Origin of the sequence: Kitasatospora sp. NPDC048298 (assembly GCF_043201465.1) — a bacterium.
Taxonomy (GTDB): domain Bacteria; phylum Actinomycetota; class Actinomycetes; order Streptomycetales; family Streptomycetaceae; genus Kitasatospora.
In genome coordinates this window covers 11,478-27,367 of record NZ_JBICYZ010000094.1, presented here as the reverse complement: position 1 = coordinate 27,367, position 15,890 = coordinate 11,478, and the positions used below count along the sequence as shown (strand labels likewise).

The window sequence follows — 15,890 nt, the reverse complement described above, 5'->3', positions numbered from 1 at the left end:
CCCCCTGCCCGGGCCCCGCCCTGCGCGTGGGGGGTTTCCCCCCCGGCGCGGTGCCGGCGACTTCTTCGCACGAGAGGCCGGCACCGCGCTCCCCTACGAACCCGCAAGGAGCCGCTGCGATGCAGCATGCCCTGGCACACCCATGTCCTCATCCGCCCCCGCCGTCCACCCAGCAAGCGCGCGGTGATCGGCGGGCTCCGTGAAGAAGACCTTCGGTGTGCTCTTCGGGATCGCCGCCTGCGGCCCTCTGATGCTCGCCCTGCCGGTGGTGATCGTCGGCGCGGGCAACGCCTCCGCGACCTCCGCCTCCTGCCCGCCCGGTGGTAGTCCGCAGGGCGTGGACAGCTCGGCCGTCGCGGCGCAGGTCGAGGCGATCCTCAAGGGTTCCAGCCCGCTCAGCGCCCCGAGCGTGGCGGGGCTGACCAAGCCGGACGAGCAGATCCCCAACGCCAAGACCATCCAGGCCACCGGCATCGCCCTGCACATCCCCGTCCGCGGGCAGGTCGTTGCCCTGGCAACGGCCATGCAGGAGAGCGAGCTTCGCAACATCCGCTACGGCGACCGGGACTCGCTCGGGCTGTTCCAGCAGCGCCCTTCGCAGGGCTGGGGCACCCCGGATCAGATCATGAATCCGGTGTACGCCTCGACGAAGTTCTACGAGGCGCTCAAGCAGGTCAGCGGCTGGGAGTCGATGACCGTCACCCAGGCCGCCCAGGCCGTGCAGCGCTCCGGCTTCCCCGACGCGTACGCGAAGTGGCAGCCGTTGGCGGAGGCGCTGCAGAAGGCCATCGCACCGCTGCTCGCCCCCTCCCCCGAAGGCTCTCCCACGCCGGCGCCGGCCCCAACCGGGTCGCCGACAGCCGGAAGCACCGCGAGCCCCACGCCCAGTGGCGGGACCTGCGGAACGACTGGCGGCGACGGGACCGACTTCGGGACGGTCCCGCCCGGTTCGCTGCCGGCCGGGTACACGATCCCGGCGGACGCCCCGCAGCAGGTGCAGACCGCGATCCGCTGGGCGCTGGGGCAGTTGGGCACCCCGTACCAGTGGGGCGGCACGTGCTCGAACTCGCACGGCGCGGACCCGATGGGCAGGTGCGACTGCTCCTCCCTGATGCAGGTTGCCTACCGGTCGGCAGCGGTCTCGTTGGAGCGGACCACCTACGAGCAGGTCAAGCAGGGCACCGCTGTGTCGGCGGACGCGCTCAAGCCGGGCGACCTGCTGTTCACCCGGGGCACCCCGGCCGTGCCGGAGCACGTCGGGATGTTCATCGGCTCGGGGCTGGTCGTGCACGCCCCGAAGACCGGCGACGTGGTCAAGATCTCGACCCTCGCCTCGTGGCGGCCGGAGATCCTCGCCGCCCGCCGGGTCGTCTGACCCGCGCTCTCCTCTCCCTCTTTTCTCACCTCCCTTCGGGCTGTTTTCGCGCGCCCTGAAACACCAGGAGTTCCCTCATGTTCCTCGCGGACGCAGTCGTCCAGCTCGCCTACGACCCCGGCATCACCCCCAACGAGGGCGGCCTGCCCGGCCTTTCGGTCCTCAAGCAGGTGATGGGCTCGCTGAACCTGTTCGGCATCATCGCCGTCGTCGGTGCCCTGGCCGTGAGCGCCGGGGTGTGGGCCTGGGGCCACCACAGCGGCGGGCACCAGGCCGAGGCCAACGGCAAGAAGGGCGTGCTCGTGAGCGCGGGCGCGGCTCTGCTGCTCGGTGCCGCGAACGGCGTCGTGAGCTTCTTCTCGACGCTCGGAAGCCAGGTCAAGTAATGCAGAAACGTTCCTTCTTCTCGTCCCGCAGCGCGATGTCCGGCGACGCGCTGGTTCGCCGCCGGGCGCTGCTGGGCACGGCCGTCCTGGTGGTGCTCGTCGTCTGCTCCGGGGTGCTGGCATACGTCACCCGGGACGGCCGGAGCACCGCCGACCACCCTGCTGCCACTGCGGGTTCGACCGCCTCGCCGGCACCGGGCCCGTCGGCTCCGGCGTCGCCGGGTGCGCGCTCGTCCGCGCTTCCCGGTCCGCCGTCGACTCACGATCCGATCGCGTTCGCGAAGGCAGCGGCGGTGGCGCTGTGGTCGTACGACACCCGCGCCTCCTCCCAGCCTGAGCTGGTGGCCTCCCTTCACCGGTGGCTGACCACCGAGGGCCAGTACGCCGACGCGGACTCGGTCGACCGTCTGGCGCCGTCGCCCCTGTTGTGGGGGCGGATGGCCGACTCCGGGCAGTTCGCCACCGCGACCGCGGCCGAGGCGCACTTCCCGGACTCGTTCACCCGGGCGCTGCAGGCGGATCCGGGGGCGATCGCGCAGGCGTACGTCTACGCCGTCACCGTCTCGGGAAAGCAGTCGATCTCCTGGAACGGAGCCCCGGCCGGTGGTGCCGAGGACCGCTCGACGACGCTCGCCGTCCAGTGCCGCCCCGACCGCCCATGCGCCCTGGCTGGTGTACTGCCGGCCGTGGCGCCCTGAGCCCGGGAGGTACGCGTGGACATCTGCAATCTCCCGATGATCGCCCAGGTCTGCACCGTCGTCGACGGCATCAACTTCGTCAGCGACCCGGGCAAGAGCATCACCGACGGCATCGGCGCGTGGATCGCCAAGAGCATGGGCGAGCTGGCGGCCAGCGCCGTCGACCTGTGCGCGAAGGCGGTCGACGAGACCACCGCGATCGACCTGTCAGCTCCGTGGTTCAGGGACAACTACCAGTTGATCCTGCCGATCGGGCTGATCCTGACCGTGGGCACGTTCTGCGCGCAGCTGATCCTGGCCGCCTGGCGGCGGGACGAGCGGGCGCTGGCCAAGGCCGCGTGGGGCACGATGACCGGTGTCCTGTTCGCCTTCGGGGCGATCAGCTTCACCGCGGTGGCGGTGACGACGGTCGACGCCTTGTCGGCCGGACTGTTCCAAGCGGCGCACACCAGCGTCGCCGACGCGGTCAGGCGCATGATCAAGGTCACCCAGTTCGGTGCCATGTTCCCGCTCGGCTGGGCGATCCCCGCCCTGGTCGCGGTCGGCAGCGCGATCGGGGCGTTCCTCTACTGGTGTGTGATGGTCGCGCGCAAGGTCGGCGTCCTGGTCCTGGTAGCGCTCGCGGCGTTCGCGGGCGCCGGCGGCGGCTGGGAGGTCGCCAAGCGCTGGCGGCGCGGCTGGATCGAGGCCACCGCCACCCTGATCGTCTCCAAGCTGCTGATGACGGTGGTCTTCCTCGTCGGCGTCTCCGCGCTCGGCAAGACGGACGCCAAGGACGGCATCGCCGCGCTGTCCGACGCCCTGGCCGGTGTCGTGATCATGGTCATGGTGCTGCTGTGCCCTTACGCCGTCTACAAGTTCGTCCACTGGGCGACGGACGGCGGCGGCCACGACGACGTGCACCGCACCGGCATGGCCGGGATGGCGACCGTGGCCGGAGCGGCGAAGACCGCCGGTTCCCTGGCCATGCAGTCCGGCATGGGAATGCCGGCGCCGCAGGGTCCGCCCCAGGTACCCGGGGTCGGCGGTGGCGGTGCTGCCTCCGGCATCGACCCGACCGGCCGGATCAGCGCGGAGGGCATCGACGCCGGTCCCGCGCAGCAGGCAACGAAGTTCCGCTTCGGCGAGGATCCGAACGCCGGCGGCGACCACGGACGCGCCCTGGTCACCCGGCCTGGCATCCCCGCCCTGATCGCCCGGGCATCCGCCGAAGGCGGCAGCGAAGGGGCGAAGTCCGACGGTGGCGAGGCAGCCACGGCTCCTGCCGCCCCGCGTGTCCAGGGCGCCGGCCTGGCGGGCTCTGTCGGAAGCTCCCCAGCTCCCGGTACGGCCTCGATCCCCAGTGTTCCCGCTCCCCCGGCAGTGGACGGCCCCGCCACTCCCCCGCCGTCCGCACCGGCCACTGGCGGTCCGAGCCCGGTCGGGGGCCCGGATCCGGGCCGGTTCGTCTACCCGAACCGGACCGCCGAGCCCGGGTCCTGACCAGTCCCCTTCCCCGGGGTGGGCGGCAGCCTGCCGCCCGCCCCGGGCCCACCCCCCGAGCTCGAACCCGCGAAGGAGTCTCACGATGACGTCCAGAAGAGCGCCACGCCCCCGCCCGCCGCCCGCACGCTCCTCCCTGGAACCCCGATGTCCTCCACTACGAAGTCCGACGCCACCCTGGTGTCCGTCAAGTTCCCCCACCGCTCCAAGCGCGGCATCCTGCTCGGTCTCAGCGCTGCCCAGCTGGTCGCCTCCGCCGCCACCGGTCTGCTGCTGCTCGCCGTCCTCACCACCCACGGCGTCACCGGCGCCCTCCAGCTCATACCCGTGTGGGCGGGCGTGGCGGCCTTCGTTTTCGTCCGCTACCGCGGCCGCACCCTCGCCGACTGGGCACCGGTCGCCGCCCGCTACGCGCTGCGACGCTTCCGGGGCCAGCTGATCTGGCTCGCCCGCCCCTCCTCCCGCCCGGTGCGCGAAGGCCTGCTCCACCTGCCCGGCAGCGCGGCCAGCCTGCGCGTGGTCACCGCCCCTGACCGCCGCTACGGCGCCGTCCACGATCCCCACGCCGGCACCCTCACCGCCATCGTCAAGGTCAGCAGTCGCGCCTACGCCCTGCTCGACCCCGGCACCCAGAACGCCAACGTCAACGGCTGGGGCCGTGCCCTCGCGGCCCTCGCCCGCACCGGCCAGGTCGCCCGCATCCAGGTCATCGAGCGCACCGTCCCCGACTCCGGCGACGCACTGCGCCGCTACTGGGAGGAGCACGGCAAGCCCGACGCCCCGCTGGCCGGGGCCCTCTACGGCGAGCTGATCCAGAACGCCGGTCCGGCCGCAGCCCCGCACGAGGCGTACGTCGCCATCGCTCTCGACTTCAAGGGCGCGCGACGGCTGATCTCCCAGGCCGGCGGCGGCCTCACCGGTGCCTTCGCCGTCCTCGCGCAGCTGACCGGCTCGTTCGAGCAGTCCGCCCGCACCGCCGGCCTCAACCCGACCGGCTGGCTCACGGCCACCGAGATCGCCGCCGTCGCTCGCACCGCCTACGACCCCAAGTCCCGTGCGGCGCTGGACCGCTGGTCCGAGGACGGACGCCCCGGCGCAGCGCCGGCCGCCGCGGGCCCGGTGGTCGTGGTGAATAAGGCCGACCACATCTCGACCGACTCCGCCCACCACTCCACGTACTGGGTGGAGAACTGGCCGCGCACCGAGGTCAACCCCGGATTCCTCCACCAGGTGCTGTTCGCCTCGGGCGTGCGCCGTACCGTCTCCCTGTCCTACGAGCCGCAGGACCTCGACTCGGCGATGCGCGACGTGCGCCGCAAGAAGGCCTCGGTGATCGCCGATTCGGCCGAGCGCGCTCGCAAGGGCCAGGTGTCCTCCGAGGCCGACTCGGTGGAGTACCAGGACATCCAGAACCGCGAGAGGCAGCTGATCGCCGGGCACGCCGACGTCGCCCTCACCGGGCTGCTGACCGTCTCCGCCGACACCGAGGACGAACTGCGCTCTGCCTGCGCCGTGGTGGAGACCGCCGCCGTGGGCGCCCAGCTCGACCTGCGCCCGCTCACCTGGCAGCAGGCCGAGGCCTTCACCGCCTCTGCGCTGCCGTTCGCCCTCGCCGCGTGATGCCGGCCCTCCCGTCTTCCGAAAGAGCACTCCGATGCCGGCCACCCCCGCCTCCGCGCAGGACTTCGTCCCGTACGCGACCGCCGCGATCGACTTCCACCGCGCGCTCAACATCCCCATCGGCCCGCTGGTCGCCTCCCGGGCCGAACTCGACTCCCTGCACGAGCACTTGGTCGCCCTTCACGGCCTGCTCGACGCGCACACCCAGCGGACCATCCCGCTGCTGCCCGGAGAGGGCAACCACCTCAAGGCCGCCCGCACCCGCCTGTGGCAGGCCGCCGACCACCTCCACGCCGCCTACCACGCATCACCCCGGCCGGGCACCGGCGAGGTCCCGTCCTCCGACGCGTGCCGCGCCCGCCGGCCCGAAGGCGCGCCGGAGCTGACCATCTGCCGCCGCCACCAGCAGACCGCCCAGCTGGTCCGCCGCCGCGCCACCCCCGCCGACCTGCACTCCCCGTTTACCGGCCTCGTCCGCCACTGACCCCGGAACCCGTGATCATGTCCAGGAACCGCGCCACCGCCTCCCCGCTCTTCGTCCCGCGCAAGACCACCCGCGCCCAGCAGCGCTTCGCCCGAGCCGAGTTCGCCGAGGCCCGCACCAAGGCCCGATCCGCCCAGGCCCCCGCCCGGCGCCGCGAACACGAGCGCCCCGACCCCGACCTGCGCCCCACCTACCCCGCTTCCGGGCGCCCGGGTCCTGCCTCCGCCCGCGGCGGCAAGCTCCGCCTGCCCAAGCATCGTCTGACCACCGCCGTCGCCGGCGGTGCCTACCCTTTCCTGGCCGAGGCCGGCCTCGGCGCCGAGGGCATCTTCGTCGGCCGTGACCTCCACGCCGAAGGCTCCTTCTGCTACGACCCCTTCGCCCTCTACAACTCCGGCCGCATCGAGGGCTTCACGAACCCGAATGCGATCCTGTGCGGCGTCATCGGCATGGGCAAGAGCGCGCTCGCCAAGTCCATCGCCACCCGCGCCGTCGCCCACGGCTACAAGATCTACGTCCCCTCGGACCCGAAGGGCGAGTGGACCGGACTGGCCCAGGCCCTCGGCGGGCAGACCATCGCCCTCGGCCCCGGCCTCCCTGGGCGGTTGAACCCACTGGACGCGCCGCCGCGTCCCGCGGAGGTGAGCGAGGAGGACTGGCGCACCGAGGTCCGCAAGCGCCGCCTGCTCCTGCTCGCCAGCCTCGCGGCCACCGTGCTCAAGCGCGACCTGCTGCCGATGGAGCACACCGGCCTCGACGTCGCCCTGGACCTGGTCGTCGTCGACGCCGACGCTGCCGGCACGGTGCCGCTGCTCGGCGACATCTCCCACGTCCTCGGCCGCCCGGAGCGCCTCGACGCGGCCCTCGGCAATCACGGAGGCGGCCTCGGCCATGCCGCCGACGACCTCGCCCACGCCCTGCGCCGTCTGGTCCACGGCGACCTCAGTGGCATGTTCGACGCGCCGTCCACCGTCGAGTTCGACGCCAACGCGCCGATGCTCTCCATCGACCTCTCACGCCTCGGCAGCAGCGGCGACGACACCGCCCTCGTCCTCGCCATGACCTGCGCCTCGGCGTGGATGGAGGCCGCCCTCGCCGATCCCGCCGGCGGACGCCGGTGGGTGATCTACGACGAGGCGTGGCGGATCATGCGGCACGTCGGCCTCCTGGAGCGCATGCAGCAGCAGTGGAAGCTCAGCCGAGGTCTCGGCATCGCCAACCTGCTGATCCTGCACCGGCTTTCCGACCTGCTCTCCGCAGGCGATGCCGGCTCGCGCGGACGCGTCCTGGCCGAAGGCCTGCTCGCCGACTGCTCGACCCGGATCATCTATCGCCAGGAACCCGACCAGATCCCCGCCGCCATGGCCCTGCTCGGACTCACCGGCGTCGAAGCCCAGGCGATCGCCGCCCTCACCCGCGGCCGGGGCCTGTGGAAGGTCGCCGCCCTCTCCTTCATCGTTCAGCACCTCCTTCACCCCAGGGAGAAGCAGCTGTACGACACCGACTTCCGTATGGCCGCCTGACCGGCCCGACCTTCGAGAATCGCGAACCCACGTGCCCGCCAACGACGTCGAGTGCTACCTCGACCACTCCCACCTCACAGCGGCCGACTTCACCGCATTCGAGCAGCTGGTCGCCGCCCAACGCAACCTCCGCCCCTACACCGACTCCGACTGGCACCTCGTGCTCAGCTCCAGCACCCGCGGCAGCGACGGACACTGGGAGTCCACCTACGCACTGTTCCGCCCAAGCGGCGCCTTCGGCCCCCGGGACAGCGGCGACGAGACGTACGTACGGGTGCACTTCGACGAGCACGGCCGGGCCCTGCCCGACCAGCCGCCCGCTCCCAGGGCCCTCCCGCCGTTCGCTGCCGAGCTGGCCGAGTACCTGCCCGGCTGGACCGTACGGGCCAGCCCGCTCAATCCCGGCCGGGACCTCGCCGAACTCCGCAGCCAGACCTGGGGCTGGGGACGGCTGCCGTGGAACACCGTCTCCGCCCCGCACACCGCACTCACCCTCACCGGCCCGGACGGCGAACGGCTCCTGGCCGTCAGGACCGACAAGGACGCCCCGCTCGTCCTCGGCGCCGCCAAGCCCGACGACCTGCCCGACTACGACCCCGCGGCCGTACAGGTCCCCGCGCTCGTCGCCCTCCCCGCCGATGTCCCTCCGGCCACGGTGGCGGCGGAAGTCACGACCGCCTTGGGTCTGCGCTGCCGACAGGCCGTCTGGCAGGCCCGCACTAGCGCCGCCACCCACGCCCTCTCAGCTCTCCACCGCCTGAGCACCGCTTACATCCCGGGCCCCGACTCCCCCTGGGGCCACGGCGAGATCGGCTCCTTAGACTCCCCAGAGGACCGCAACCGCGCCGCCTGGCCGTACACCGAGACGCTCATCGACCAGGGCCCCTACCTCATGGCCGGGATCCGGGCCGCGGCGACGATCGAGGACCACCTCGACCCCGCCGTCGGACCCGACCTACGGCGCCTCGACGTCACCGAGACCACGCTCGATCAACTCCGGGAAGTCCGGAACAGCTGGCGCGACGCCGCGGCCGCCATCGTCGGCACCCATCCCGAAGCCGACTGGGTACGGCAGCGCGCGGAAAACCTGCGCAACGAGGAGGCGTGGGCCGCCTCCGCCCGGCTCACGGACGGCCCGATCCCTGCGCTGACCGCGCACCTCACGCCGAGGATCGGCTTGCCCACGCCGGACCGCGAGGAGCAGGTCAAAGCCGCCATCGTCCGCTCCGGCAACCTGCCGCGCCAGAGCAGCCCGGTGCCCGCGCCAGCCTCTGCGCCGCTCGGCCCGGGTGCACAGCGCCCAACCCGGTGACCAGCTGCGATACCACCGGTCTTCGGCCGGACCAAGCCACCGGATCCCGGCACCATCTGCACCCAGTCCCGCCACCCGAAGGCACCCACCACCGCTGCCACTGTCCCCGCTTCAGAAGGAACCCCGCCGTGCCTCGCCCGAACAGACCGCGCTCCGCCCACCGGCCCCACCGTCCGACCAGCGAAGCGGAGCCCCACCGTGCCTGCCGCCGAACCCACCCAGCTTCCCGACGTCGTCATCGGGCACCACCCGAACCACGGCATCGTCGCTTCTCTACCCACCCAGTCCCCGGCTGCCCAGTGGATGCTGGAACGCCTCGACTTCGAGCGCATCCCCGGCCACCCCACCCTCTACACCCTCACCGACCAGCACCGCGGAGCCCCCGAACGCGCCACGTGCGCCGCCAAACTCCTCACCGGCGCCGGCTATCGCGTCGAGGCCGACATGGCCCTGGCCGCCGAGAACACCGGCAAGCAGGAACAGGCGCAGGCGCGGACCTCCGCCGTCGAGCCGGAGCGCACCCCGGCACCGGACGCCGGTCCGGACGTCGCCATCGCCGAGCACCCGAGCCTGGGCATCGTCGCCGCCGTCAACGACGACGTGCCCTTCAATCCGGGCATCTTCCTGGACACCGACGGCTGGCGCTACCGCCGGGACCTGGACGTCTACCTGCCGCCAGCCGGAACTCGGGCGGAGTCGCTCGACGTGGTGGCCCACACCGTCACGGGCCTGCGGCGCGGCAACTTCCAGGTCGCCATGCAGCCCCAACTCGCCGAGGACGTCGCCGCCCACCGCGCAACGGTCCGGCAGGCGTTCACCACGCACAAGTTCCGCGTCGACGAGGCCGCGCTCAAGAGCCCCGCCCACCGGTCCGCCCCAGCTGTCTCTGCCGATGTGCTCGGCAGCAGCCGACCGCCCACGGCAGTCGACCCGCGCATCGCCTTCGCCCGCGCGCGCTGACCAATCCCGCCCCACCCGTAGCGCCTGAGGAACCCCCGTCTTCGGCAGAGCCAGTACACCGTCGCCGTCGAGCCCGCCCTCGCGGACACCGTCCTCACCTGCGCCACCGCTGGCGACCACCACCCACGAACAAGGAACGACGAACATGGCAGTGAAGAAGGTCTGGGCGATCACCCATGCGTGCGGCCACACGGTCGAACGCGACCTCAGCACCCGCTCGGCCGACCGCCGGGCCGGCTTCGCCGAATGGCTGGCCAAGCAGGACTGCACCGACTGCTGGCACGCTGCCCAGAGCGCCGACGAGGCGGGCAAGGCGGAATGGCTGGAAGCCAAGCGCGCCGCCGAACAGGCCGAGTCGGAAGCCTGGTCCCAGCAGTACCGGATGCCGCCGCTGGAGGGCACCGCGAAGGGCGTCACCTGGGGCGTGCGCTGCCGCCACCAAGTCCTCGCCGCCGCCTACGCCGCGCTCGTCCTCGACGGCGGCATGCCGGAAGCCGAGTGGGAGCTGATCGAGGACCGGGCCCGCATGATCACCCGCGCCGGCTGGTGGATCGACCAGCGCGCCTCCGAGCCCGGCGACCTGCCCGAGCTGCTCGACGCGGCGCTGGACACCGACCGGCCGACCGAGAACCCCTTCGTGTGACCCGCCGGTGCCCTGCCCTCGGGCGGGGCACCGCAGCCGCCCAGCGCTTACCACCGAATCCCAGCCCGGCCAAACCGAGGAATCCGCAGATCCTCTCCCTGTCAGCCCGCCCTCCGGGCCCCACCGCCCGTTCGAGAGGGGACGCCGTGATCGCCCACCTGCAGCGCGCCGCCACCACGGCCACGCTGATCCCCACCCTCTACGGCCTGGACGACCCTCGTGGGCGGCTCCGTCCCAGGCTGATCGGCGCCGACTACCGCGGCGCCGACAAGCAGCTACCGCTGTTCGGCGACCCCCAGGAGGTCCTCGGCGGCGGCGTGCTCGACGCCCTGGCCCTGCGGATCGGAGCCCGGGCACCCGAGTACCCGGTGTGGATGTGCTCGGTACGCTCCGACCCCCGCCACCCGGACCTGAGCGACGCCCAGTGGGCCGGTGTCGCCCGACGCCTGGTCACCGCGACCGGGCTCGCCCCCGCCGGCGACCCGAACGGCTGCCGGTGGGCCGCGATCCGCAACGACGACCGGTCGGTGCACGTCGTCGCCACCGTCGTACGCGAGGACGGATACCTCCACGGCACCTACCGGGACCCCTTCCACGTACAGGCCGAGTGCAACCGCATCGCCGCCGAACTCGGCCACCTCACCCGGACCGTTCCCTCCGTCACCACCGCCAAGGACCACCGGATGCCCGTCATCACCATCAACGCCGGACCCAGCGGCAGTGTCGTCGCCACCGGCAGCAGCGACGACCTGTCGGCCACTCTGCTGCGGCACGCCGGGTTCAAGCAGATCGACGACTGGCACGGCCGTCGCCACCGTCTGCCCACCACCACGCCCCGCCCCGAAGCAGCCGCCATCGCCACCCACGCCGCCGAGATGCTGCGCGCCGCCCGCTACAAGGTCGACCTCGACCCCCACCTCGACGTCGACCCGCTCGACACCGCCGGCCGGCAGATCCTCGACCTCACCGATGCGCTGCGCGGCAGCACCGACTTCGCCGAACTCGGAGGAGTGCTCGACCAGCTGCTCGACCCGGACGACGGGACGCTCGTCCGCCTCCAGGAGGCCCTGGAGGCGGCGTCCGAGCAGATCACCGATCTCGACCCCGACCAGTTCGACCTTTCCGACCGGTTCGGCGTCGCGTCCGACCATCTCGTCACCGCCCAGGCCGAACTGGCCGGGGCCGTCGAGGAGGTACGGCGCGCAGTGTCCCACGCGCCAGGCACCGCCGACGACCTGCGCACCCGCGCCGCCCTCGCCCGCAGCACCAGCGCCCCCGTCGCCGGCGCCCCGGGTGTGCCCACCGCAACCGCCATCACCCGGCTGCCGCCAGTTCCGGCCGCATCAGTCGGAGCTGCGGGTCGAACCCGCTGAAACGTTCTGTCCCCGTTCCGAGGAGAGCAGCCCCGTGATCCGTACCAGAGCCGAGCGCGCCCCGCCCACCGCCCGCTCGCACCTCCCAGGATCCCCTTCTTGCCTGCCCCGCGTACGAGCGCGCCGTCGACCACCACCGGCACGGACGCGCTGCTCTACCTGCTGTTCGGCGTCCTCGGCGCCGCCCTCGCCTTCGGATCCCTCGCCTGGCTGACCGGCAACCTCACCAACGCCCTTGCCGGCGCCGGCCCGTGGGCACCGTTCAGCGCCACCGACACCCTGCTCCACCCCGACCGCCTGTGGCCCCACCTCACCCCCACCTCCGTCCTCGTCGGTGCCCGCGTCGTCCCCGGCACGCTCACCCTCGCCCTCAGCACCGCCACGCTCGTCCTGTGGCTACGCCACCGCGCCGGAACGAAGAGCGGCTTGGCCCGCAAAGCGGACATCGCGCCGCTGCTGGACAAGGAGATCACCGACAAGGCCCGAAGCCTGCGCCCGAGCCTGAAGGACCAGAAGGAGATCGCCTCCGCCGACCGCGGCATCCCGATCGGCACGCTCTCTCCCGGCCGGTCCGAGGTCCGCGCCTCGTGGGAGGACGTGATGGTCGCGATCATGGCTCCCCGCTCCGGGAAGACGAGCGGCATCGCGATCCCCGCGATCCTCTCCGCCCCCGGCCCGGTGCTGCTGACCTCGAACAAGGCCGCCAACGACGCCTACACGGCGTGCGTCGACGCCCGCGCGAAGGTCGGCAAGGTCTGGACGCTCGACCCGCAGCAGATCGCCCACCACCCACGCGAGATGTGGTGGGACATCCTCGCCGACGCCCGCGACCTCGCCGGCGCCAAGCGCCTGGCCGGGCACTTCGTCACCGCCAGCGTCGACGAGTCCAGCGGCTCCGACTTCTGGTCCACCGCCGCCGCCAACACGCTCGGCGCACTGTTCCTCGCCGCCGCGAGCCACCGTCGCCCGATCACCGACGTGCTGGCCTGGCTCGCTTCCCCCGCCGACCGAACGCCCGTCGACCTGCTCGGCGACGCCGGCCACCACGCCGTCGCTGCCCAGCTCCAGGGCACCGTCACCGGCGCCACCGAGACCCGTGACGGGATCTACGAGACGGCGCGGCAGTACGCAAGCTGCCTGCTGGACCCGGAGATCGCCGCCTGGGTCACCCCCACCGAGGGGGTGCCGGAGTTCAAGCCGTTCGGCTTCGCCTCCAGCCAGGACACGCTGTTCCTGCTCAGCAAGGACGGCGGCGGCAGCGCGTCGGCAATCATCGCCGCGGCGGCCGACGCGGTGATGCGCGCGGCCGTGATCGTCGCCGAGCGCAACGGCGGCCGACTCGACCCGCCCGCCCTGTGTGTCCTCGACGAGGCGGCGAACGTCTGCAAGATCAGTGACTTGCCGGACCTGTACTCCCACCTCGGCAGTCGGGGCGTCATCCCGATCACCATCCTGCAGTCCTACCGCCAGGGCCAGCGCTGCTGGGGCGAGGCCGGCATGGATGCCCTCTGGTCCGCGGCCACCGTCAAGGTCATCGGCAGCGGCATCGACGACGCCGACTTCGCGGACAAACTGAGCAGGCAGATCGGCGAGCACGACGTGCAGACCGTCTCCGTCTCCAACTCCGATAGCGGAAAGTCGACTTCGGTGTCGATGCGCACCGAGCGCGTCCTTCCGGCGGACGAGATCCGCGCGCTCCCCAAGGGCAAGATCCTGCTGTTCGCCACCGGCATGCGGGTCGCGATGCTCGACCTCAAGCCCTGGTACAAGGAACGCTCCGCCAAGGAGATCGGCCCGGCCTCCGCCCGCGCCACCAAGGCCATCACCGAACGCGCCCTCGCCAAGGCCGCCCACGGGCGCGGCAACTACACCCTCGCCTCCTAAGTTCTCTTTGCCCTCCGGGAGTTCTGCATGTCCGATCCGAGCGTCGCCAAGCGCCTGCGCGCATCGGCGCCGCTGTCCGGGGCGCCGGTGATCCGGCGCGGGGGCCACTGGTGGCTGGTCACCGGGGCCGGCTCCCTCCTTGCCACCGACCCCGTGTTCACGGGCGAGTTGAACCGGTTCGCCGCCGCCAGGGCCGCCGCCGACCGCGAGGTCGCCCGCCTACGAGCGACGGACGCCGGAACAGCGCGATGAACCCGCTGCTCACGGGGGAGCAAGCCGTGCTCGGTGCAGTGCTGCTCGATCCGCGCCAGCTCGACCGCCTGGGCTGGCTGGAGCCGCGCGACTTCTACCGCCCGGCCCACCAGGCCCTGTTCGGCGCGCTGCGTGCCCTCGGTGATGCCGGGCACCCGGCGCTGGCCGCTGAGGGCGCCGTGCCGCTGGCCTGGTTGAACGACAGCCTTGCCGAGGCCGGCCGGCACGTACGCGGGCTCACCGCCTCCTATCCGCACACGCTGATCGCGGCCTGTCCGAGGCCGTCCAATGCGCCGGTCTACGGCCGGATGGTGCTTGAAGGCTCCATCCACCGCACCGTCGCCGAGCACGCCGCTCGCCTGCTCGCGGTCGCCGCCGAGGGCGCCCTGCAGCTTGAGGCCGACGCCACCGTCGCCCAGGCCGATGTCCTGGCGGGGGTCCTGGCCGACCTCGCCCGGCGCTGGGGAACCCAGCCCCGGTCTCAAGTCCCGGCCATGTCGCCGCCGGCCGTCGCCGCGCCCGCGGCGGGCCAGGTAGAGGACGAGCGGTTCCTGCTGGCGTTGCTCGTCCACCAGGACGGGGCGATCGGCGAGGTGTTCAACTGGCTGCGGCCCGGCGACTTCGCCGACCCGGCCCACGGCCACCTCTACCGCTGCCTCGGGGCGCTCCACCATCGGGGAGAGCCGATCGACCCGGTCACCGCGCTGTGGGAAGTGCAGCGGCGGGGCCTGCTCGCCGACGGCACCTTCACCGAGGAGCACCTCGCCGCCGTACTCGGCGACGGGGCGGCCGGCTCGGCCGAGTGGCTCGGCGAGCAGCTCCTACGCGGCTCCCTGAACCGCACCGCGGTCGTCGCGGCACGGCAGATCGCTGCTCAGGCCGACGACGACCGGCTCGCCCCGGGGCAGCTCATCGGCCAGGCACTGCACGCGCTCGGCCCGGTCGACGAGGTGCGGGAGCGCTGGCGCACGGCCTCCTCCCCACCCGGGGCGCAACCGCTGCCGCGTTCCGACCAAGCCGTCCGCGTCAGCGCCGCGCTCGCCCGAAGCCCCGCCCACCTCACCGGGTGCGCCGTTCCTCGCCCCGACCCCGCGCAGATCCCGCCCGCAGTCATCGCCCCCGTCACCCGCCACCACCGGAGCCCGTCGTGAACACCCCCGCCAGCGAGTCCCTCGCCCTGCAGTCCCTGGCCCTCCGCCTCGAAGCACAGGGGGCGAAGCTGCCCGCCGTGACCAGCCTGCCGACCCATCTCGTGGAGGCCTCCTCCGTGGGCCGGCAGATCACCGAACTCGGCCACCTGATCGCGGAGATGGGTCAGGCCATCGAAGCGCGGGCAGCCGCGGAGCCCGTCCCCGAGCATGTCCTGCGCACGGCCTGGACCTACAGCGAGGTCGCCGACCGGATGGGCCAGACCGTCTCCGCTCTGGGAGCGGTCACCGACCAGCTCGCGACGGTCGCCCGCCTGGGTCCTCTGCGCGGCCGCCGCGACGTCGATCAAGCCCTGGCGGCCGCGGGCCAGGTCATCAGGGAAGCGGTCTCGACCGCTCACAGCGAGCTGGCTGAGGCCGGGCGGTCCATCCGGACGACGGTCTCGATCATCGACGCCCAGCAGGCCCGGGTCGAAGCCGCTCGTGCCCGCTCGGCCACCGCCGCCCCGCCGTTCACGCAGACTGCCGCCGTGGCCGCGTCAGTATCCCTGTCCCTGGGGCACTCGCGCTGAACTCCCGGATGGCCCCACTCCAAGGATCCCTCTCCAGACCACTTCTTCGGGGCATGGGCCGTATTCGACACTGGCCGGTGCGGCCCTGCGGATTCTCATCGGTTGCTCTCATGTCAAGCGCCCTGGCACCGGCTGACGAACCATCCAGAAGGTTTCCCGCCTCGTTGCGGCGTCGTAC

15 protein-coding genes are annotated in these 15,890 nt (G+C 72.7%); all 15 read left to right on the top strand.

Annotated features, from left to right (window positions below; translation table 11 throughout):
- Positions 1-199 precede the first annotated feature (199 nt).
- The 15 genes from ACGF0D_RS40125 (at position 200) to ACGF0D_RS40055 (ending at position 15,712) form a co-directional block, all read left to right on the top strand.
- Positions 200-1,375 (top strand): C40 family peptidase, encoded by a 1,176-nt coding sequence (locus ACGF0D_RS40125; protein ID WP_392925099.1) that lies wholly within the window; start codon positions 200-202, stop codon positions 1,373-1,375.
- A 77-nt stretch (positions 1,376-1,452) separates the two neighbouring features.
- The gene (locus tag ACGF0D_RS40120) at positions 1,453-1,761 is read left to right on the top strand and encodes a DUF6112 family protein (RefSeq protein ID WP_392925097.1); all 309 of its coding nucleotides are present in this window, start codon (positions 1,453-1,455) and stop codon (positions 1,759-1,761) included.
- Complete coding sequence (locus ACGF0D_RS40115; protein WP_392925095.1) at positions 1,761-2,459, top strand: hypothetical protein; 699 nt, start codon at positions 1,761-1,763, stop codon at positions 2,457-2,459. The genes ACGF0D_RS40120 and ACGF0D_RS40115 overlap by 1 nt, the downstream gene beginning before the upstream one ends.
- Before the next feature lie 15 nt (positions 2,460-2,474).
- Complete coding sequence (locus ACGF0D_RS40110; protein WP_392925093.1) at positions 2,475-3,941, top strand: ATP-binding protein; 1,467 nt, start codon at positions 2,475-2,477, stop codon at positions 3,939-3,941.
- Between the two features lie 147 nt (positions 3,942-4,088).
- A complete protein-coding gene (locus ACGF0D_RS40105; RefSeq protein ID WP_392925091.1) occupies positions 4,089-5,561 on the top strand; it encodes an SCO6880 family protein in 1,473 nt (490 codons plus the stop codon).
- Positions 5,562-5,595: 34 nt separating this feature from the next.
- Positions 5,596-6,045: a DUF6238 family protein gene (locus ACGF0D_RS40100; protein WP_392925089.1), complete on the top strand. Its 450-nt coding sequence runs from the start codon at positions 5,596-5,598 to the stop codon at positions 6,043-6,045.
- 17 nt (positions 6,046-6,062) lie between these two features.
- A complete protein-coding gene (locus ACGF0D_RS40095) occupies positions 6,063-7,568 on the top strand; it encodes an ATP-binding protein (RefSeq protein ID WP_392925087.1) in 1,506 nt (501 codons plus the stop codon).
- Positions 7,569-7,599: 31 nt separating this feature from the next.
- Positions 7,600-8,880, top strand: a complete 1,281-nt coding sequence (locus ACGF0D_RS40090) for a hypothetical protein (protein WP_392925085.1) — start codon at positions 7,600-7,602, stop codon at positions 8,878-8,880.
- A gap of 198 nt (positions 8,881-9,078) precedes the next feature.
- Positions 9,079-9,840, top strand: coding sequence for a hypothetical protein (locus tag ACGF0D_RS40085; RefSeq protein WP_392925083.1), 762 nt, complete (start codon positions 9,079-9,081; stop codon positions 9,838-9,840).
- Positions 9,841-9,985: 145 nt separating this feature from the next.
- Positions 9,986-10,483: a hypothetical protein gene (locus tag ACGF0D_RS40080; protein ID WP_392925081.1), complete on the top strand. Its 498-nt coding sequence runs from the start codon at positions 9,986-9,988 to the stop codon at positions 10,481-10,483.
- 146 nt (positions 10,484-10,629) lie between these two features.
- Positions 10,630-11,856 (top strand): hypothetical protein, encoded by a 1,227-nt coding sequence (locus tag ACGF0D_RS40075; RefSeq protein WP_392925079.1) that lies wholly within the window; start codon positions 10,630-10,632, stop codon positions 11,854-11,856.
- A 99-nt stretch (positions 11,857-11,955) separates the two neighbouring features.
- Positions 11,956-13,740: a type IV secretory system conjugative DNA transfer family protein gene (locus tag ACGF0D_RS40070; RefSeq protein WP_392925077.1), complete on the top strand. Its 1,785-nt coding sequence runs from the start codon at positions 11,956-11,958 to the stop codon at positions 13,738-13,740.
- A gap of 27 nt (positions 13,741-13,767) precedes the next feature.
- Positions 13,768-13,992 (top strand): hypothetical protein, encoded by a 225-nt coding sequence (locus ACGF0D_RS40065; RefSeq protein WP_392925075.1) that lies wholly within the window; start codon positions 13,768-13,770, stop codon positions 13,990-13,992.
- Positions 13,993-14,018: 26 nt separating this feature from the next.
- Positions 14,019-15,143, top strand: coding sequence for a DnaB-like helicase N-terminal domain-containing protein (locus tag ACGF0D_RS40060; protein WP_392925073.1), 1,125 nt, complete (start codon positions 14,019-14,021; stop codon positions 15,141-15,143).
- Positions 15,140-15,712 (top strand): hypothetical protein, encoded by a 573-nt coding sequence (locus ACGF0D_RS40055; RefSeq protein WP_392925071.1) that lies wholly within the window; start codon positions 15,140-15,142, stop codon positions 15,710-15,712. Before ACGF0D_RS40060 ends, ACGF0D_RS40055 begins: the two co-directional genes overlap by 4 nt.
- Positions 15,713-15,890: the final 178 nt, after the last annotated feature.

Excerpts from the sequence above, each read along its gene's own strand:
- ACGF0D_RS40120 (WP_392925097.1), top strand. The coding sequence starts at position 1,453 with ATGTTCCTCGCGGACGCAGTCGTCCAGCTCGCCTACGACCCCGGCATC.
- ACGF0D_RS40080 (WP_392925081.1), top strand. The coding sequence starts at position 9,986 with ATGGCAGTGAAGAAGGTCTGGGCGATCACCCATGCGTGCGGCCACACG.
- ACGF0D_RS40115 (WP_392925095.1), top strand. The coding sequence starts at position 1,761 with ATGCAGAAACGTTCCTTCTTCTCGTCCCGCAGCGCGATGTCCGGCGAC.
- ACGF0D_RS40105 (WP_392925091.1), top strand. The coding sequence starts at position 4,089 with ATGTCCTCCACTACGAAGTCCGACGCCACCCTGGTGTCCGTCAAGTTC.
- ACGF0D_RS40065 (WP_392925075.1), top strand. The coding sequence starts at position 13,768 with ATGTCCGATCCGAGCGTCGCCAAGCGCCTGCGCGCATCGGCGCCGCTG.
- ACGF0D_RS40100 (WP_392925089.1), top strand. The coding sequence starts at position 5,596 with ATGCCGGCCACCCCCGCCTCCGCGCAGGACTTCGTCCCGTACGCGACC.
- ACGF0D_RS40095 (WP_392925087.1), top strand. The coding sequence starts at position 6,063 with ATGTCCAGGAACCGCGCCACCGCCTCCCCGCTCTTCGTCCCGCGCAAG.